The 18,934-nt window shown below is 60.7% G+C and carries 17 protein-coding genes and 2 tRNA genes; 6 read left to right on the top strand and 13 right to left on the bottom strand.

The genetic code is table 11. The features are described 5' to 3' along the window. Positions 1 to 50 precede the first annotated feature (50 nt). Complete coding sequence (locus J5M72_RS17990; RefSeq protein ID WP_003222276.1) at positions 51 to 413, top strand: diacylglycerol kinase; 363 nt, start codon at positions 51 to 53, stop codon at positions 411 to 413. On the opposite strand, the gene J5M72_RS17985 is transcribed toward J5M72_RS17990, so the two are convergent. Continuing rightward, on the bottom strand, positions 410 to 1,336 hold the full coding sequence (locus J5M72_RS17985; RefSeq protein WP_085729869.1) for a LysR family transcriptional regulator: 927 nt from the start codon (positions 1,334 to 1,336) through the stop codon (positions 410 to 412). The two genes, J5M72_RS17990 and J5M72_RS17985, sit on opposite strands and share 4 nt — an antisense overlap. A gap of 144 nt (positions 1,337 to 1,480) precedes the next feature. On the opposite strand from J5M72_RS17985, the gene fpr reads away from it, so the two are divergent. Continuing rightward, positions 1,481 to 2,260 (top strand): ferredoxin-NADP reductase, encoded by a 780-nt coding sequence (gene fpr / locus J5M72_RS17980; RefSeq protein ID WP_003222277.1) that lies wholly within the window; start codon positions 1,481 to 1,483, stop codon positions 2,258 to 2,260. A 69-nt stretch (positions 2,261 to 2,329) separates the two neighbouring features. Here the strand turns inward: fpr and tsaA are convergent, their stop codons facing one another. The 6 genes from tsaA to rimO form a co-directional block, all read right to left on the bottom strand. Further along, entirely contained in the window at positions 2,330 to 3,028 is a 699-nt protein-coding gene (gene tsaA / locus J5M72_RS17975) for a tRNA (N6-threonylcarbamoyladenosine(37)-N6)-methyltransferase TrmO (RefSeq protein ID WP_207866683.1), read from the bottom strand. Between the two features lie 59 nt (positions 3,029 to 3,087). Then, complete coding sequence (locus J5M72_RS17970; RefSeq protein ID WP_207866682.1) at positions 3,088 to 3,858, bottom strand: SDR family oxidoreductase; 771 nt, start codon at positions 3,856 to 3,858, stop codon at positions 3,088 to 3,090. Positions 3,859 to 3,985: 127 nt separating this feature from the next. Beyond that, positions 3,986 to 4,453 (bottom strand): DUF1456 family protein, encoded by a 468-nt coding sequence (locus J5M72_RS17965; protein ID WP_169429118.1) that lies wholly within the window; start codon positions 4,451 to 4,453, stop codon positions 3,986 to 3,988. 73 nt (positions 4,454 to 4,526) lie between these two features. Next, positions 4,527 to 5,237: an rRNA pseudouridine synthase gene (locus J5M72_RS17960; RefSeq protein ID WP_207866681.1), complete on the bottom strand. Its 711-nt coding sequence runs from the start codon at positions 5,235 to 5,237 to the stop codon at positions 4,527 to 4,529. A gap of 83 nt (positions 5,238 to 5,320) precedes the next feature. Beyond that, positions 5,321 to 5,794 (bottom strand): GNAT family N-acetyltransferase, encoded by a 474-nt coding sequence (locus tag J5M72_RS17955; protein ID WP_207866680.1) that lies wholly within the window; start codon positions 5,792 to 5,794, stop codon positions 5,321 to 5,323. Between the two features lie 111 nt (positions 5,795 to 5,905). Continuing rightward, positions 5,906 to 7,243 carry a 30S ribosomal protein S12 methylthiotransferase RimO gene (gene rimO / locus J5M72_RS17950; protein WP_007954955.1) on the bottom strand — a complete coding sequence of 446 codons (1,338 nt, stop codon included), beginning with the start codon at positions 7,241 to 7,243 and terminating at the stop codon, positions 5,906 to 5,908. Between the two features lie 289 nt (positions 7,244 to 7,532). Between rimO and J5M72_RS17945 the strand changes: the two genes are divergently transcribed. The 3 genes from J5M72_RS17945 (at position 7,533) to J5M72_RS17935 (ending at position 10,197) form a co-directional block, all read left to right on the top strand. Beyond that, positions 7,533 to 9,434, top strand: a complete 1,902-nt coding sequence (locus J5M72_RS17945; protein ID WP_207866679.1) for a potassium transporter Kup — start codon at positions 7,533 to 7,535, stop codon at positions 9,432 to 9,434. Positions 9,435 to 9,607: 173 nt separating this feature from the next. Then, positions 9,608 to 9,898: a Phd-YefM gene (locus J5M72_RS17940; RefSeq protein ID WP_007954962.1), complete on the top strand. Its 291-nt coding sequence runs from the start codon at positions 9,608 to 9,610 to the stop codon at positions 9,896 to 9,898. 11 nt (positions 9,899 to 9,909) lie between these two features. Beyond that, complete coding sequence (locus J5M72_RS17935) at positions 9,910 to 10,197, top strand: type II toxin-antitoxin system RelE/ParE family toxin (RefSeq protein ID WP_169429122.1); 288 nt, start codon at positions 9,910 to 9,912, stop codon at positions 10,195 to 10,197. Positions 10,198 to 10,255: 58 nt separating this feature from the next. Here J5M72_RS17935 and J5M72_RS17930 read toward each other — a convergent pair whose 3' ends face one another. From J5M72_RS17930 to J5M72_RS17915, 4 genes are all read right to left on the bottom strand, one after another. Then, the gene (locus J5M72_RS17930) at positions 10,256 to 11,548 is read right to left on the bottom strand and encodes a virulence factor family protein (protein WP_169429123.1); all 1,293 of its coding nucleotides are present in this window, start codon (positions 11,546 to 11,548) and stop codon (positions 10,256 to 10,258) included. Continuing rightward, positions 11,548 to 14,187, bottom strand: coding sequence for a bifunctional lysylphosphatidylglycerol flippase/synthetase MprF (gene mprF, locus J5M72_RS17925; protein WP_169429124.1), 2,640 nt, complete (start codon positions 14,185 to 14,187; stop codon positions 11,548 to 11,550). Before mprF ends, J5M72_RS17930 begins: the two co-directional genes overlap by 1 nt. Positions 14,188 to 14,465: 278 nt before the next feature. Further along, positions 14,466 to 14,542: transfer RNA gene (locus J5M72_RS17920), tRNA-Met, on the bottom strand. Between the two features lie 210 nt (positions 14,543 to 14,752). Further along, positions 14,753 to 14,829: transfer RNA gene (locus J5M72_RS17915), tRNA-Met, on the bottom strand. Between the two features lie 280 nt (positions 14,830 to 15,109). Between J5M72_RS17915 and dinB the strand changes: the two genes are divergently transcribed. Next, complete coding sequence (gene dinB, locus J5M72_RS17910) at positions 15,110 to 16,171, top strand: DNA polymerase IV (RefSeq protein ID WP_114881690.1); 1,062 nt, start codon at positions 15,110 to 15,112, stop codon at positions 16,169 to 16,171. A gap of 48 nt (positions 16,172 to 16,219) precedes the next feature. On the opposite strand, the gene J5M72_RS17905 is transcribed toward dinB, so the two are convergent. Both J5M72_RS17905 and J5M72_RS17900 read right to left on the bottom strand, forming a co-directional pair. Then, positions 16,220 to 17,173, bottom strand: a complete 954-nt coding sequence (locus J5M72_RS17905) for a hypothetical protein (protein ID WP_169429125.1) — start codon at positions 17,171 to 17,173, stop codon at positions 16,220 to 16,222. A gap of 17 nt (positions 17,174 to 17,190) precedes the next feature. Next, positions 17,191 to 18,906: a proline--tRNA ligase gene (locus tag J5M72_RS17900; RefSeq protein ID WP_207866678.1), complete on the bottom strand. Its 1,716-nt coding sequence runs from the start codon at positions 18,904 to 18,906 to the stop codon at positions 17,191 to 17,193. Positions 18,907 to 18,934: the final 28 nt, after the last annotated feature.

The raw sequence follows: 18,934 nt of genomic DNA, 5'->3' as shown, positions 1-18,934 counted from the left end.
ACTTTCGTTGAACTAGCTTCCCCACTTCTTTTTGGTCGGTTGTGTATTTTATGTCACCTTTCAAGGGCCAGACGGGCCTCAAACGCATCCTCAACGCTTCCGGTTACTCGCTGGACGGCCTGCGCGCTGCCTTCACCGGCGAAGCGGCGTTCCGTCAGCTGGTGCTGCTTAACGTAGTACTGATTCCGCTGACGTTCTTCCTGAATGTCAGCCGTGTCGAGCAGGCGTTGCTGATCGCCGTGTGCCTGCTGGCGCTGATCGTCGAGCTGCTGAATTCCGCAGTGGAGGCGGCTATCGACCGCATTTCCCTGGAACTGCACCCGCTGTCCAAGAATGCCAAGGACATGGGCAGCGCCGCGCAATTCGTGGCACTGAGCATGATTGCCCTGGTGTGGGCGGTGATTCTGCTTTAAGCGATTGTCGGCAGGACGATCTCGTCGCTGCGCTGGACCCCGGCGGTGAAGGCGCGGCACAGATCGAGAAACTCGCGCATGGCGGAGGTCTGGTACTTCTGTTTGTGCCAGATGAAGTAGAACTGCCGCGCCAGATCCAGATCCGGCGTCTCCACCGGTACCAGACTGCCGCGCCGAAAGGCATCACGCAGCGCCAGGCGCGAAATACAGCCAATCCCCAAACCTGATTCCACGGCGCGTTTGATCGCTTCGGTGTGTTCCAGCTCCAGACGAATGTTCAGCGCACTGCGATGGTGACGCATGGCCTGATCGAAAGTCAGGCGGGTGCCGGAGCCTTGTTCGCGCAGAATCCACGCTTCGTGGGTCAACTCCTCCATCGTCGCGCTACCGCGTTTGGCCAGTGGATGCTGCGGGGCGCAGAACACCACCAGTTCATCCTCGACCCAGCTCTGCACTTCGATGTCCGGATGGCTGCAATCGCCTTCGATTAGACCCAGATCAATTTCGTAATGCGCCACCTGTTGCACGATATTGGCAGTGTTCTGCACGTGCAGCTTTACCTGGCTTTCCGGGTGACGCTGCATGAAGCCGCCGATCAACAGGGTGGCCAGGTAATTGCCAATGGTCAGGGTCGCGCCCACCGACAGCGAGCCGAAACCGGATTTGCCGTTGAGCAGGTCCTCGATTTCCTTGGCCTGATCGAGCAGGGCCACCGCTTGCGGCAACAACTGTTTGCCGAGGGCGTTGAGGCTCAGGCGTTTGCCGGCGCGATCGAACAGCTGGCAGCTGGACTGGCGCTCCAGTTCGGTGATGGAAGTGCTGGCGGCCGATTGCGACAGGTTGAGCAGGCCCGCAGCACGGGACACGCTCTCCTGCTGGGCGACAGCGACGAAGACTTGCAGTTGACGAAGAGTAAATCGCATATCGATATAACCGATAACCCTTATCTTAATAATCCAGTTAACAGATATTGTCGGCGCTATTAGAATGCGATGCAATTGCGCACCGTCGGCATCCTTTAATGCGAGCCGGGCAAGCGCAGATCAATCTCCAGGAGTCCCACGTACATGAGCAACATGAACCACGAGCGTGTCCTCAGTGTTCATCACTGGAACGACACTCTGTTCAGCTTCAAGTGCACCCGCGATCCGGGCCTGCGCTTCGAGAACGGTCAGTTCGTGATGATCGGCCTGCAACAGCCCAACGGCCGCCCGCTTATGCGCGCTTACTCGATCGCCAGCCCGAACTGGGAAGAGCATCTCGAGTTCTTCAGCATCAAGGTGCCTGATGGTCCGCTGACCTCCCAGCTGCAGCACCTGAAGGAAGGCGACGAGATCATCATCTCGAAAAAACCGACCGGCACCCTGGTGCTCGACGACCTGAACCCGGGCAAGCACCTGTACCTGCTGAGCACCGGCACCGGTCTGGCGCCGTTCATGAGCGTGATCCAAGACCCGGAAACCTACGAGCGCTTCGAGAAAGTGATCCTGGTTCACGGTGTTCGTTACGTCAACGAAGTCGCCTACCGCGAATTCATCACCGAGCACCTGCCGCAGAACGAGTTCTTCGGCGAAGCGCTGCGTGACAAGCTGATCTACTACCCGACCGTGACCCGTGAACCGTTCGAGAATCAGGGCCGTCTGACCGACCTGATGCGCAGCGGCAAGCTGTTCAGCGACATCGGCCTGCCACCGATCAACCCGCAGGACGACCGCGCGATGATCTGCGGCAGCCCGAGCATGCTCGACGAGACCAGCGAAGTGCTCGACAGCTTCGGCCTGAAGATCTCGGCGCGTATGCGCGAGCCGGGTGACTACCTGATCGAGCGTGCATTCGTCGAGAAATAATCCCGACGATGCCGATAGAAAAGCCCGCGTTGCCTGAGAAGGCAGCGCGGGCTTTTTCGTTTCCGCGATTCAGTCAGCGGCGGGAATCACTTCCAGAACGCGGATCTGTTCGGGCGTCGGGTAGTGCCAACGAACGTCCAGATCCCAGAACTGCGCGCCGTATTCGCGTTCAGGCACGGGCGTCTGATACGCCGGACGCGGATCCTGGGCCAGGCATTGCTCGATCAACTCGACCAGCGGCTCGGCCAGGCGCTGAGCGTGCGTGTGCGCCTGTTGCAGCGCCGCGTCCGTCCACTGCACGTCGATCAGTTGCGGCGCGGCACTGGCGATGCTGTTGGAGGCGTCAGCAATGATGTCGGCGTACGGCACGTAGGGTTTGATGTCGAGAATCGGCGTGCCGTCCAGCAGATCGATGCCGGAGATGAACAGGCGATTGGCTTCGACCTTGTCCAGTTTCACCACCGACTGACCAATGCCGTTCGGCCGGTGAGTGGCGCGGGTGGCGAACACGCCCATGGACTTGTTGCCACCCAGACGGGGAGGGCGGACCTTCAGTCGCGGCTTTTCCTCCAGCGCCTGATGGAACAGGAACAGCAGCCAGACGTGACTGACCTGCTCCAGCCCCTGCACTGCGTCGCCCTGGTCGAACGGCGCCACCAGCTCCAGCACGCCACGGGCGGCGGGGGCCAGTTGCGGCTGGCGCGGGATGGCGAACTTCTCCTTGAAGCAGGAGCGGACGAAGCCGATGGGGGAGACGCTGTAAGTCATGGTTTGCATTCGAAGCGGAGCAGGGCGGGCATGATAACCCGTCCGGCCGCGTCGCCGATCTAAAGACTGAACCCGCCATCCAGCGGAATGACATTTCCGGTCATGTAGGCCCCGGCAGTGCTCGCCAGGCTGATCGCCAGCGCCGCCATTTCCTCTTCACGGCCCCAGCGTTTCATCGGGATCAGCGCGGTGTCTTCGGCCAACGCCCGCTGGTCGCTGACGATGTGCCGGGTCATCTTGCTCGGGAAACGCCCCGGCGCGATGACGTTGACGTTGATGTGCTGGCTCACCAGTTCACGGGCGAGGATTCGTGACAATTGATGAAGCGCCGCTTTGCTCGGCCCATAGGCGTAGGCCTGTTCGCCGAAGGAAGAGATGCCGGCCACCGAACCGATGTTGATGATCCGTGCCGGATTCGCCGCCGAGCCCGCCTTGCGCAGCAACGGCAGAAACTGCTGGATGCAACTGAACACCGACGTCACGTTGAGCTGCATGACCTTTTCCCAGCCCTTGACCGGGTAGCTCTCCAGCGGCGCGCCCCAGGTGGTACCGGCGTTGTTCACCAGAATGTCCAGATGAGTGATCTGCTCGCCCAGTCGCGCGGCCAGCTCTTTTACGCCTTCTTCCGTCGCCAGATTCGCCGCCATGCCCAGACAAGTGCCCAGAGCACTGAGTTCTTCAGCGGTTTGATGGCAGGCTTCAGCGTCACGGGAGCAGACGTACACACGGGCGCCGGCCTCGACAAACGCCTTGGCGATCATTTTGCCGATACCACGGGTGCCGCCGGTCACCAGGGCGGTGCGGCCTTGCAGGGAGAAATACGGGTGCATGGCGAATCCTGAGGGCTAGGGTTCAGTACACCCTAGTCGCCGGCCGCGAAAAGCGGAGCCACTATTTTTTGAGGGAATGGAGAGGCATGCATGAAAACGGCGACCGAAGTCGCCGTTTTTTCAAGGATCAGCCGCGAATGCGCAGGGTCAGGCCCTTGAGGAAATTGCGCAGCAACTGGTCGCCGCACGGGCGGTAGTTGGTGTGGCCGACCTTGCGGAACAACGCGCTCAGCTCAGGCTTGGACACCGGGAACTCGGCAGCCTTGAGGATCGCGTGCATGTCGTCTTCCTTCAGTTCGAAGGCCACGCGCAGTTTTTTCAGAATGATGTTGTTGGTCACCGGCACTTCGATCGGCTGCGGTGGACGGCTCTCGTCCTTGCCGCGCTTGAAGATCACCAGACCGTCGAGGAAGTGCGCGAGGACTTCGTCCGGGCAGCGCACGAAACCTTCTTCGTCTTCTTCCTTCTTGTCGAGCCAGGTCACCACGTCGGCAAGAGTTACGTCCATGCCACCCAGTTTGATGATTTCGACGACTTTCTTGTCGCTGATGTCGAGCATGTAGCGCACGCTACGCAATACGTCGTTATGAACCATGTTTGCAATCCTGATCGTTCGCTGTGGGCACCGCGCAGGCGCGATGCCGGAATGTATGGCGGCAACGGGGGCCTTAGAACTTCTCTTTACCGGACAGGTAGCGCCATTGGCCGGCTGGCACCTTGCCGATCGATACGCCGCCGATGCGGATACGGCGGATGCCGACGACCTTCAACCCGACCGCTTCGCAGAACTGGGCGATGATCCCCGGCTGTGGGTTCTTCATGGCGAAGCGCAGGCGGTTTTCGTTCTGCCAGCTGGCCTTGACCGGTGGCAGCTCCTTGCCCTTGTGGGTGAGGCCATGCTGCAGGCGATTGAGGCCGTGGGCGACCATGTCGCCTTCGACTTCGACCACGTATTCCTGCTCGATCTTCGCCGCGTCGGCGGTGAGCTTGCGCAGCACCTTCCAGTCCTGGGTGAACACCAGCAGGCCGCTGGCCTTGGGTTGCAGGTCGGCGCTGGCGGTCAGGCGCAGGAAGTGCCCGCGCAGCGGTCGCTTGCCGTAGCGGTGTTCTTCGCTGAGGGTGTCGGCGCTCAGCGACTGCATCGCCGTATCGACATCCATGCCGGCCGGCACGTTGAGCAGAATGGTCACCGGCTCCGGCGCAGTGGCCTTGGCGTCCTTGTCGAGTTCGACCTTTTGGTCGCCGACCTTGAACTGCGGCTCGTCGATGACTTCGCCGTCCACGGTGACCCAGCCGCCCTCGATGAACAGTTCGGCCTCCCGGCGGGAGCAACCGACCAGTTCGATGAGGCGTTTGGAGAGGCGAATCGGGTCAGTCATGACAGGGGCCGTAACAAAAAAGGGGTGGGCATTGTACCTGCCTGGCGCCGGTTAATCGCGATTGCATTTGTACCGTGTGGCTTTTAGCCGCGTACGGCGCGCTGTTCCGGTTGTTTCAGACGCATGTGCAGCAACGGATACGGCTGGCCCATGCCATCGACTTCCGACCGTCCGATCACCTCGAAGCCCTGCTTGAAGTAAAAACCCAGGGCCTGCGGGTTCTGCTCGTTGACGTCCAGTTCATCGGCGTTCAGGTGTTCCATGGCGTATCTCAGCAGCTTTTTGCCCAGGCCCTGGCCGCGATGCTCGGGGTCGATGAACAGCATTTCGATCTTGCCCGCCGCCACGCCGGCAAACCCGGTGATGCGCTGGTGGTTGTCCTTGGTACAGATCAGCATCACTGCGTCGAGGTAGCGGGTCAGCACCAGATTGCGCAACAGCTCGATATAGCTGTCCGGCAGAAAATCATGGGTCGCGCGAACCGAGACCTCCCAGACCCGGGTCAGTTCCTGATAATCGCTGAGTTTCGGTGTGTGGATGACCGAATGGTGACGCATGCCCGTTAGCCTCTTTGTCATCAATGAGGGAGTCCTTCCCCTCACAAACGATAGCCGTAAAAAAGCCCCGCATCTCGTAAAAGAGAGCGGGGCTTTTCGTATTTTTCGCGTTTAGATCTGTTCGGCCCAGAGGTCGTATTCGTCGGCGTCGGTCACTTTGCACCAGACCTTGTCGCCCGGCTTGAGGTTGCTGCCGTTGTCGATGAACACGTTGCCGTCGATTTCCGGAGCATCGAAGAAGCAGCGACCGACCGCGCCTTGCTCGTCGACTTCGTCCACCAGCACTTCGATCTCGCGGCCGATGCGCATCTGCAGACGGGCCGAGCTGATGGCCTGCTGGTGCGCCATGAAGCGTTCCCAGCGATCCTGCTTGACGTCGTCCGGGACGATGTCGAGGTTCAGGTCATTGGCCGGTGCGCCTTCGACCGGCGAGTACTGGAAGCAGCCGACGCGGTCGAGCTGGGCTTCGGTCAGCCAGTCCAGCAGGTACTGGAAGTCTTCTTCGGTTTCGCCGGGGAAGCCGACGATGAAGGTCGAACGGATGATCAGGTCCGGGCAGATCTCGCGCCAGTTCTTGATCCGCGCCAGGGTCTTGTCTTCGAACGCCGGGCGTTTCATCGACTTGAGGACTTTCGGGCTGGCGTGCTGGAACGGAATGTCCAGGTACGGCAGGATCTTGCCGGCGGCCATCAGCGGGATCAGCTCGTCGACGTGCGGGTACGGGTAAACGTAGTGCAGACGGACCCAGACGCCGAGGGTGCTCAGTGCTTCGCACAGTTCAGTCATGCGGGTTTTCACCGGCGCGCCGTTCCAGAAACCGGTGCGGTACTTGACGTCAACGCCGTAGGCGCTGGTGTCCTGGGAAATCACCAGCAGTTCCTTCACGCCGGATTTGACCAGACGTTGAGCTTCGTCGAGCACGTCGCCGACCGGACGGCTGACCAGTTTGCCGCGCATCGACGGGATGATGCAGAAGCTGCAGCTGTGGTTGCAGCCTTCGGAGATCTTCAGGTACGCGTAGTGACGCGGGGTCAGCTTGATGCCTTGCGGCGGCACCAGGTCGATCAGCGGGTTGTGATCCTGTTTCGGCGGTACGACTTCGTGGACGGCGTTGACCACTTGCTCGTACTGCTGCGGACCGGTGACGGCCAGCACGCTCGGGTGCACGTCACGGATGTTGCCTTCTTCCACGCCCATGCAGCCGGTCACGATGACCTTGCCGTTTTCCTTGATCGCTTCGCCGATGACTTCCAGGGATTCGGCCTTGGCCGAGTCAATGAACCCGCAGGTGTTGACCACGACCACGTCGGCGTCCTGATAGGTGGACACCACGTCATAGCCTTCCATGCGCAGCTGGGTCAGGATGCGCTCGGAGTCGACCAGTGCTTTCGGGCAACCCAGAGATACGAAGCCAACCTTTGGATTGGCCGGCGCAGGAGTGGTGGACATGTCTAACCTCGGTGTTTTGTGACGTCGCTTGCCTGGTTCGGAAGCCGACGGACGGGCGCTTGAAACGCGCCTCTGATCAAAAAGTGCGCAATTCTAGCGATGAGCAACGCACTTGACCAGCTTTATGCAGGGAAATACGACGAGTGCTGCGCTATGCTTCGCGCCGTGAAGCTTTACCGATTTTTTACAGTCAACAAAACGTCTGTAACAACAGGTAAAACAGCGCATGCTGCACCACAAAGCATAGTGCTTCATTCAAAGAAGCCGGTTCGAGAATCAGGAGTGTTGGATGGGTCAGGCAAGTAGTCAGGCGGCGGGCGCCGAGCATTCGGCTGCAAAACCGCTGAGCATGCTGGTCGCGGCAGTCGGGGTAGTTTACGGCGACATCGGCACGAGCCCGTTGTACACCCTCAAAGAAGTGTTTTCCGGCGGTTACGGCGTACCAGTCAATCACGATGGAGTGCTGGGCATTCTGTCGTTGATCTTCTGGTCGCTGATCTGGGTCGTATCGATCAAGTACATGATGTTCGTCCTGCGCGCCGACAACCAGGGCGAAGGCGGGATCATGGCACTGACCGCGCTGGCACGGCGGGCGGCGGGCAAGCGCAGGACGTTGCGTTCGCTACTGGTGGTTTGCGGCCTGATCGGCGCGGCGCTGTTCTACGGCGACAGCATGATTACCCCGGCAATTTCCGTGCTCTCGGCCATTGAAGGTCTGGGACTGGCGTTCGATGGCATCGACCACTGGGTCGTGCCGCTGTCACTGGTGGTGCTGGTGGGCCTGTTCCTGATCCAGCGTCACGGTACGGCGCGGATCGGCATTCTCTTCGGGCCGATCATGGTCACCTGGTTCCTGGTGCTCGGAGCCCTTGGCGTCTATGGCATCAGCCATTCCCCGGAAGTGCTGAAGGCACTGAACCCGATCTGGGCCGTGCGTTTCTTCATGGTGCATGCCGGCATGGGCGTGGCGATCCTCGGCGCCGTGGTGCTGGCGCTGACCGGTGCCGAAGCGCTGTATGCCGACATGGGCCACTTCGGGCGCAAGCCGATTGCCCGGGCGTGGTTCCTGTTGGTGCTGCCGGCGCTGGTGCTCAATTACTTCGGTCAGGGCGCCTTGCTGCTGGAGAACCCGGACGCCGCGCGCAACCCGTTCTACCTGCTGGCCCCGAGCTGGGCGTTGATTCCGCTGGTCGGTCTGTCGACCCTGGCCACGGTGATCGCCTCCCAGGCGGTGATCTCTGGCGCGTTCTCGCTGACCCGTCAGGCGATCCAGCTCGGTTACATCCCGCGCATGTACATCCAGCACACCTCCAGCGATGAGCAGGGCCAGATCTACATCGGCGCGGTGAACTGGTCGCTGATGGTGGGCGTGGTGTTGCTGGTGATCGGTTTCGAGTCCTCGGGCGCACTGGCCTCGGCCTATGGCGTAGCTGTGACCGGGACCATGCTGATGACCACGATTCTGGTGTCGGCCGTCATGTTGCTGCTGTGGAAGTGGCCACCGGTGCTGGCGGTGCCGGTGCTGATCGGCTTCTTGCTGGTGGACGGTCTGTACTTCGCCGCCAACGTGCCGAAAATCGTCCAGGGCGGTGCGTTCCCGGTGATCGCCGGTATCGCCTTGTTCATCCTCATGACCACCTGGAAGCGCGGCAAGCAATTGCTGGTCGAGCGCCTGGACGAAGGCGCACTGCCGCTGCCGATCTTCATCAGCAGTATCCGCGTCCAGCCGCCGCATCGCGTGCAGGGTACAGCCGTGTTCCTCACCGCCCGCTCCGACGCGGTGCCGCACGCGCTGTTGCACAACCTGCTGCATAACCAGGTATTACACGAGCAGGTTGTGCTGCTGACCGTGGTCTATGAAGACATTCCGCGCGTTCCACCATCACGACGCTTCGAAGTCGAAGCCCACGGCGAAGGCTTCTTCCGGGTGATCCTGCACTTCGGCTTCACCGACGAGCCGGACGTGCCACAGGCGCTGAAACTCTGCCATCTGGACGACCTGGACTTCAGCCCGATGCGCACCACGTACTTCCTCAGCCGCGAAACGGTCATCGCCTCGAAACTCGAAGGCATGGCCCGCTGGCGTGAAGCGCTGTTTGCGTTCATGTTGAAGAATGCCAACGGCAATCTGCGGTTCTTCAATCTGCCGCTGAACCGGGTGATTGAGTTGGGGACGCAGGTGGAGATGTAAACCGGCGTCATCAAAAAGCCCCCGTCAGCCTTGCGGCTGGCGGGGGCTTTTTTGTGCGTGTTCGGTTTACGAGGGCTTGGTCGGATAGTGGAAACAGCAAGTTGCACTATGTTTAATTCAGCACAATACTCTGTGCATTAACGTACGCATCAGCATGTGAGTGAGAGGTGATTATGACGGCATTATTAGAGCGTGCTGACCAGGCAATTTCCGTGACTGCCATGGTCAGGAGCTTCAGCGCGAAGCTCAAGGAGATTTCCAGTCGTGCCACTGAGCGTCTGGTCATCTTCAAGGACAATCAACCGGCAGCGGTCATCATCAACGTGCAGGCCTATCAGGAAATGCTGGATGAACTTGAGAACCTTCGCATCGAAGCGGCTGCCCGTGAACGTCTGAGCAATTTTGATCAGACCAAGGCTGTCAGCCATGAGGATATGCGGGCAAGGTACGCTCGGAAGGATTAAGGGAGCGCTGGATGGTTTGGGGAGTGATTTATCATCCGGAAGTCCAAGGGGATCTTGATCAATTGGGATCAGTAGCTGCCAACCGGATATTGGATGTGATCGAAGAACGGATCATCCATGGCGAGCCAGACAAAAGTGGTAAGCCTCTGCGAGCCAGTCTTGCGGGTTGCAGACGAATTCGAACGGGCGACACGCGAATCGTTTATCGAGTCGATGGTCGGGAAATCCAGGTGTTGATCGTTGCGGTGGGGGTTCGACGTGACAAAGAGGTGTATGGCGCTGCTGAAAGGCGCCTTTAAACAATAAGCCCCCGTCAGTTTTGCGACTGGCGGGGGCTTTTCGTTGGTGCGCTTCAGATCACTCTGCCGGCTGATCCTTGGTCTGACGCTTCTCGATCAGATCCACCAGACGCTTGGCCAGCGCCGGGTAGTTTTCGTCGAAGTGGTGGCCGCCGGGCAGTTTCACCGCTTCGCCCACTGCCGTCTTGTCAGTGCAGCCGCTCTCATCGGTTTCTTCGGCGCCGTAGATGCACACAACCTTGGCCGGTGGCAGCTTGGCCATTTCCGGGCCGGTGGCGGCTTCTTTGCCGGCGTTGCCGAGCCAGCCTTCGACTTCGATTTCGAAGCTGCCGGTGCGGGCGAAGGCCAGCAGGATGATTGCGTCGACGCGTTGCTGCTCGGTTTCCGGCAGGCGGTTGTAGATGGCCGGCAGGACGTCGGCACCGAACGAGTAGCCGGTCAGTATGAAGCGCTTGGTACCCCACTTCTGGCGGTAGTGCTGCATCAGTTCGGTCAGGTCCAGCGCGCTCTGTTCCGGGCTCTTGTGCTGCCAGTAGTAGCGCAGGGTGTCGATGCCGACCACCGGGTAGCCGATCTTGGCCATCTCACCGGCCACATCGCGGTCGAGATCTCGCCAGCCGCCGTCACCGGACAGGAACAGCGTCACGGTGTCCTTGGCCTGGCCGGCCGGGACTTCCACGACCGGGATCTGCAGGCCGCCGGCCGCCTTGTCACCACCGACAAGAATCTTGCGCAGTTCGTTGTTCAGCACTTGCGGCAGGTTGATGTCGTAGTCGCTGATGCTGGTTTCGGCGTTCGGTTGGTCGCGCACGAAACCGGCGCTGGTGTCGTCCGGGTTGTCGTTCCAGGCCACCAGCCAGTGGCCGTGGGCGGCGGATTTTGGCAGCAGGTGGGTGCAGCCACCTTTTTCCAGCGCCAGGTCGACCGACACGGCCTGGGCCTTGTCGTCCTTCTGTTCAGACAGCCAGCGCCAGGCCAGCACTGCGCCAGGGCCGATGCCGCTGACCAGGGTCGCCGGGCCGTTCAGTTCGCGCAGACCGCTTTGCAGTGCGCGGCTCTGCAGCAGGCAATCCTTGGGCAGAATCACCTGAACGATCTGCGCCGAGGCGCTGCGGCTCAGGGTGGTCAGTTGATTGTCGGTGAGTTTCTTGTCGTCCTCGACCGCCACAAGCACCTGGGCCTTGGGCTTGGTGCCGGGGATGAGCCGGGTCATGACGGTGCCGTCAGCCGGCGTGAGCTTTTCAAGGGTCGGTTCCGGTGCCGGGCGTTTGAGGTACCAGTAACCGCCGCCGGCAATCACGGCCAGCACGATCAGTGCGGCCAGGATGTACTTCAGGGAGCGTTGAATCATCAGCGTTTCACCAATCCAGTCAAGCCGCCCGCGATCAGGGCAGCAGTATCGGCCAGTGCCACCAGCGGATCGAGTCCGGCGGGCACCGCCATATAACGGGGTTCCCAGTCAGGCTGGAACTTGTCTTTGAAGCGGCGCAAGCCTTGGAAGTTGTACAGCTGCTCACCACGGCGGAAAACCATCGAGCCCAGACGCTGGGTCAGCGGTGCACCACGACGGGGTTGCAACCCCGACAGCGGCACCATGCCCAGGCTGAAACGCGCGTATCCGTGACTCTTATAATGTTGAATCAGGCCGACCATCAGAAACTCCATGGTCAGCTTGGGGGCGTCCGGGTGCGAGCGCATCAGGTCGAGACTGGCCAGGTCATGGCTATAAGTCTCGAGCAGGTTGGCGAACGCCACCGGACGGCCTTCGAAGCGAATCACCGCGATGCGGAAATGCTTCAGGTAATCGTCGCTGAAACGGCCGAGCGAGAAGCCTTTCTCGCGTACGTTCTTGCCGGTCAGCCAGGCATCGGAAATCACCTTGAGCTCATCCATGGGTGCCTGGCCCGGCTCGTGGATTTCCAGCGACAGGCCGTCGCGGGTGCCGCGGTTCCAGGTGTAGCGCAGGTCCTTCATCTCCTTGCCCTTGGCATCCAGGTCAAAGCGATGCAGGTCGACCCGGGCTTCCTCGCCCAGTTTGATCGCGGTCAGACCAATGTCCATGTAGTACGGCAGGTTCTCGGCACGCACTTGATAGAACACGGGACGGGCGTGGTGGATGTCGCACAGGTCGCGGAACTGCCAGATCATTTCCGCGCGTTGCTGACCAGGGCCGATCGGGTCGTACAGCGCCACCAGGCTGCGGCCGCGACGGGCGTACATCAGAAAGGCTTCGTCGTTGGGGTGGAACAGCAGCGCCTTGTCACCGGTCAGGGCCAGGCCGCCGTCCGGTTGCGAGGAGGCCATCAGGATCTTCGTGGCGCGCTCCAGTTCGTCCGCTGTCGGCAGATGAATCACCGGGCGGGCGGTACGCAGCAACCAGGTCAGGGCGATCACCAGCAACAGCACCGCCGCACCCAGCAGCGAGCGCAGACCGCGCGGGGCGTCGGCGTCGAGGGTGAACTGCCACCACAACTGATGGCTGTACGGCACGTCCTGGTAAGCGAACAGCAGCAGCCAGGTCGAGGCGCCGAGGACACACAGACTGGCCACCAGATACAGCGGCGAGAACGGTACTTCGGTCAGGCGGCTCGGGCGATAGAACGAGCGGCGGAACACCCCCAGCAGTGCGGCGGTGAGGGTCATCAGCGTGGCTTCTTCCCAGTCGAAACCCTTGAGCAGCGAGAGCAGGGCGCCCACCAGCAGCAGAATGGTGGTCAGCATCCACGCAGCCGACAGTCGGCGACGCAGGCCCTGTGCGAGCATCAGGCACAGCACGCCGATCAGGCTGGCGCCGAAGTGCGAGGCGTCGACGAGGCGATGGGGAATCAGGTAGGCGATGTGTTCCAGGCGCGTGTCGATTTCAGGTGTCGCGCCGGAAAACAGCAGCACCACGCCGGACAGGAACACCAGCACCGCGAGGATCGGTGCCGCCAGACCGGAAGCGGCGCGCATGGTCTGGGTTTGAAACAGGCGCTGACCTTCATTGATCAGCAGCAGCACGCAAGCCACCAGCAATGGCAGCACTACATAGATCATGCGATAGAGCAGCAGGGCGGCGGCCAGTGGCGCCGCGCCGAGCTTGTCGGCGAACGCGGCCAGAAGAATCGCCTCGAAAACCCCGACCCCGCCCGGCACGTGGCTGAGCACGCCGGCAGCAAGGGCCAGCAGATACACCAACAGGAACGCGCCGAATGGCGGTGCTTCCGGCAGCAGCATGTACAACACGGTAGCGGCAGCGGCCACGTCGAGGGCGGTGATGACCAGTTGCAGGAACGTCAGGCGTCGGCCCGGCAAGCGCAGGGTGCGGCGGCCGACCTTGACCAGCAGGTTGTCGCGATAAGGCTGCTCCGGCAGGCGCCGACGATAGATACCGACGGCCAGGATAGCGCCGAGCAGCAGCACGGCAGAGGCAATTGTGGCCAGCAGGCCCTCGGACAGGCCCAGGGCTTGGGAGGCTGCCGGCAGGTCACTCAGGGTAGCCAGCGCCGCCAGTGGCGGCAGCGCACAACCCAGCGACAGGCTGGCGAACAAGGTCATGTGCGCAACTTCCGAAGCGCCCAGGCCAAGCCGAGCATATAAACGGTAGCGCACCGAGCCGCCGGACAGCATCGACAGACCGATGGCATTGCCGATCGCGAATGCGGTGAAGCCGCCGAGCGCCAGCGTGCGCGGCGGGATGGTCACGCCGGCGTAGCGACTGGCCGACCATTCGTAGCCCAGCAGAATGATGAAACCCACGACCGTTGCACCGAAAGCACCCAGCAGGGCCGGCTTGGGCACATCGAGTATCGAGTCGTGCAAGGCATAGAGATCGAGTTCGCTGAGCAGATGACGACAGGCGATCAGTGCGATGGCGAATAGCAGCAACGTGACCGCCAGACCGATCGGTTGCCGGTATTTGCTGATTCGATCCAGCAGGCGCATGCGCTCGGGCTTGATCGATGGATTCTCGGTGAGGGTGTCTTGTGGATCAGACGAGTTGGCGCGCATCAATCACCTCTTGGATTGTGCGCGACAGGATGGGGGTATCCAGCCAAGTTACCAATCCCTGTAGAAAAAAATAATCACAAAATACTACGCCTCTCGTCGGGTATCGGCGAGGGCAGGTCTCGGATTGGAGACCTCTTGCCTGCGACTCAAGCATAGTCGCAACTCGCGGGTCTGACGATCCTGAACGGTTCACTGCACGATGACAGATCATTGTTGCGAAAGGACTTTTTCCACAGGTACAAAAAAGGCCACTCTTTCGAGCAGCCTTTTTTGATGTTTGGTTGCGGGAGCCGGATTTGAACCGACGACCTTCGGGTTATGAGCCCGACGAGCTACCAGACTGCTCCATCCCGCGTCTGTGTGGCGGCATTCTACAGGCGAACGGCGGGGTGTCAACCGATAATCCCGGGAAGGGTCAAATAAGTGTGAAATCGCGTCAATCCGCCGCAGGAGAGGGGGTAAGTTTCGGAATTGCAACGAATTCCTGTTTGGCCCGGATGATTGCCAAATGAAAAACAGACGCGCACAAAAAAGGCCACTCTTTCGAGTAGCCTTTTTTGATGTTTGGTTGCGGGAGCCGGATTTGAACCGACGACCTTCGGGTTATGAGCCCGACGAGCTACCAGACTGCTCCATCCCGCGTCTGTGTGGCGGCATTCTACAGAGAATTGCCGGGGTGTCAACCTTGTATCCGGGTGAAATCTGTTCTGGTTCAATTGCTTAGCTCTTTTTGGAGGGTGCTCGCGGGGCCGCAGGTCAGGCAGGACGTGGGTCTCAGCTCTATCGGGTGGTGAATTTCGATTGAAAAAATAAATTCAAAGGAAGTTTCCTACTGATGGAAAAGAACCTTCATACCACTGGTGCTATATACAGGTGTCAGTGAGATACTGCCCGTCCGGCTTGCCATGTTTCCTTTTCTGCCATGACTCAGCGAAAAATCATCCACATCGACTGTGACTGTTTCTACGCCGCCATCGAGATGCGGGATGACCCGCGTCTGGCCGGCAAACCGCTGGCGGTGGGTGGTTCGGCAGACCGGCGCGGGGTGATTGCTACCTGCAACTATGAGGCGCGGGCTTACGGGGTGCGTTCGGCGATGTCTTCCGGGCATGCGTTGAAGTTGTGTCCGGACCTGACCATCGTCAAGCCGCGGATGGACGCCTACCGCGAGGCATCGAAGGAAATTCACACGATCTTTCGCGACTACACCGACCTGATCGAACCGCTATCACTGGACGAGGCCTACCTCGATGTCTCCGACAGTGCGCATTTTGGTGGCAGTGCCACTCGGATCGCCCAGGACATCAGGCGCCGCGTCTCCAATCAATTGCACATCACCGTCTCCGCCGGCGTCGCGCCAAACAAGTTTCTGGCCAAGATCGCCAGCGACTGGAAAAAGCCCAACGGCCTGTTTGTCATCACCCCGGATCAGGTCGAAGACTTCGTCAGCGGCCTGCCGGTGAGCAAGTTGCATGGCGTTGGCAAGGTCACTGCGGACAAATTGGGCAAGCTTGGAATCAACGACTGCTCGCAACTGCGCGAGTGGGACAAGTTGGCGTTGGTGCGCGAATTCGGCAGTTTTGGCGAGCGACTCTGGAGTCTGGCCCGTGGGATAGATGAGCGGCAGGTGCATAACGACAGTCGTCGTCAGTCGATCAGTGTCGAAAACACTTACGACGTCGATCTGCCCGACCTGCGCAGTTGCCTGGACAAGCTTCCTGAATTGCTCGAGACCCTGAAAACCCGCATGGCTCGGATCGACAGCAGCTATCGGCCGGGCAAGCCGTTCGTCAAAGTGAAATTCCATGATTTCACCCAGACCACGCTGGAGCAGGCCGGGGCAGGGCGGGATCTGGGCAGTTATCAATTGATGCTGACGCAGGCGTTCAATCGCGGTGGCAAACCGGTGCGACTGCTCGGGGTCGGGGTGCGGCTTGAGGATTTGCGCGGCGGGTTCGAGCAGATGGAGTTGTTCGAGCGGTAGCGCGCATAAAAAAGCCCGAAACAGGTTCGGGCTCTTCTATAAGTGTTGTCAGTTCGGACCAGGGTCCGCCACCAGTCGCCCGGCATCCTTGGTCAGAGACTTGAGAAACTCGGCCTGCAACTCGGGATCGTTGCGCGTCAGCTCGATCAGGCTTTGCTCCAGCTCACTGGCTTCTTCTTCAAGGCCCAGTTCCGACAGGCGCTTGACCCGGTGCACCCACTGGCTCACTTCGTCGTCTTCCAGATCGTCGTAAATCAGGCCATGCGCTTCCAGCAGCTTGCCGCGCAGGTGACTGCTGATGGTCAGGGACGAGTCGGAATGCACGTCATCCTTGGCGTCTTCGACGCTGATCTGCAGCTTGCCCACGTGATTCAGATCGTTTTCGGCGAACGGACTGTCCAGCAGGTTCAGACGCAGCACGCCGTTACGATCGGTGGTCATGTCGAAGGTCTGCTTGCCGGCCTTGACCTGCACCGGGCGCTCGCTCCACGGCAGGCTCGAATACTCCATGCGCTTGTCGCGCTGAACTTCATCGATACCGGCCAGGTTCTGTTGCGCACGACCGTGGGACTGCACGTTCATGAACGGATTGAGCCCGGCGAATCCGTAGCTCAGCCAGTCCTTGGTCACGCTGTCCGGCAGGTTGCCGAGAGCGAACACATTGACCACGTTGGCGCCGACGCCGGCCACCACCGCTACGGCACCCAGCGGAATCTCGTAGATTTCGCGCCAGGGCTGGTAAGGCGTGTAGCGGTCATAACGACGGGTCACTTCGTATTCGGTGACCTCGAAGGTTTTCTGCTCGTTGATCTTCACGCGGCGCTGCGGCAGCTCAAGCACCTTAGGCTCACCGACATCGATCTGCAGGCTGTGATCGAGCAACTTTCGCTCGACCCGCTCTTCGTGCTCGCTGCGCTGTGACATGTGATTGGCGCAGCCGCTGACCAGCAGGGTGCCGCACAGGGCGGCACCACCGAGGCCTAAGGTGTTTCGCTTGAACATGAGGACTCTATCTGGTTTCAGCGGCGGATACGGGCCTGCAGGAAGGACAGTACGTCGGCAACCGGCAGCGCTTGCGCCTGGCCTTCGGTACGGCTCTTGTATTCCAGGTTGCCTTCGGCGAGGCCGCGGTCGCTGACCACGATCCGGTGTGGAATGCCGATCAGCTCCATGTCCGCGAACTTGATGCCCGGGCTGGTTTTCTTGTCGCGGTCGTCCAGCAGCACTTCGAAGCCGGCCGCGGTCAGTTCCGCATACAGCTTGTCGGTGGCTTCGCGCACCTGCTCGGTTTCATAGCGCAGCGGCACCAGGGCGATCTGGAACGGTGCCAGGGCGTCGCTCCAGATGATGCCGTTCTCGTCGTTGTTCTGCTCGATGGCGGCAGCCACCACGCGGGACACGCCAATGCCGTAGCAACCCATTTCCAGGGTGACCGGCTTGCCGTTCTCGCCCAGCACTTCGCACTTCATCGCCTTGCTGTACTTGTTGCCCAGCTGGAAGATGTGCCCGACTTCGATGCCACGCTTGATTTCCAGGGTGCCCTTGCCGTCCGGGCTTGGGTCGCCGGCCACGACGTTGCGCAGGTCGGCTACGGTCGGAACCGGCAGATCACGCTCCCAGTTCACGCCGAAGTAGTGCTTGTCATCGATGTTGGCACCGATGGCGAAGTCGCTCATCAGCTCGACCGAACGGTCGATGATGATCGGCAGCGGCAGGTTCAGCGGGCCGAGCGATCCGGCGCCGGCGCCAATGGCGTCACGCAGTTCGGCATCGGAGGCCATGACCAGCGGGCTGGCAACGCCTGGCTGCTTGGCGGCCTTGATTTCGTTCAGCTCGTGATCGCCACGTATGATCAGGGCGATCAGCTTGCCTTCTTCTTCGGCATGCACGATCAGGGTCTTGATGGTCTTTTCAATCGGCAGATTGAATTTCTCCACCAGGGCCGCGATGGTCTTGGTGTCTGGCGTATCGACCAGACGCAGCTCTTCGCTTGGCGCGGCGCGCGAGGTTTCACGCGGTACGGCTTCGGCCTTCTCGATGTTCGCCGCATAGTCGGAGCCGTTGCTGAAGACGATATCGTCTTCGCCGGACTCGGCCAGCACGTGGAACTCGTGGGAGCCGGCGCCACCGATCGAACCGTTGTCGGCTTCCACCGGACGGAACTTCAGGCCCAGGCGGGTGAAGATGTTGCAGTACGCTTCGTGCATGCGGTCATAGGTGATCTGCAGCGACGCCTGATCCGCATGGAACGAGTACGAATCTTTCATGATGAATTCGCGACCGCGCATCAGGCCGAAGCGTGGACGGATTTCGTCACGGAATTTGGTCTGGATCTGGTACAGGTTGATCGGCAGCTGCTTGTAGCTGCTCAACTCGTTGCGCATCAGATCGGTGATCACTTCTTCGTGGGTCGGGCCCGCGCAGAAATCGCGACCGTGGCGGTCTTTGATGCGCAGCAGCTCAGGGCCGTATTCTTCCCAGCGCCCCGATTCCTGCCACAGCTCGGCCGGTTGGGTGCTCGGCATCAACACTTCCAGAGAGCCGGCGGCGTTCATCTCTTCGCGAACGATGGCTTCCACCTTGCGCATCACTCGCAAGCCCATCGGCAGCCAGGTATACAGGCCCGAGGCGAGTTTGCGGATCATGCCGGCGCGCAGCATCAGCTGATGGCTGATGACGACCGCGTCGGAAGGCGTTTCTTTCTGTGTGGCGAGCAAAAATTGACTGGTGCGCATGGTTGGCCGTTGTCGGTTGCTATGACTG

The organism is Pseudomonas sp. 58(2021), assembly GCF_017491585.1.
Taxonomy (GTDB): Bacteria; Pseudomonadota; Gammaproteobacteria; order Pseudomonadales; family Pseudomonadaceae; genus Aquipseudomonas; species Aquipseudomonas fluorescens_BT.
Note: the sequence above shows the minus strand (reverse complement) of the source record. Positions and strands in the feature narration are given on the sequence as shown.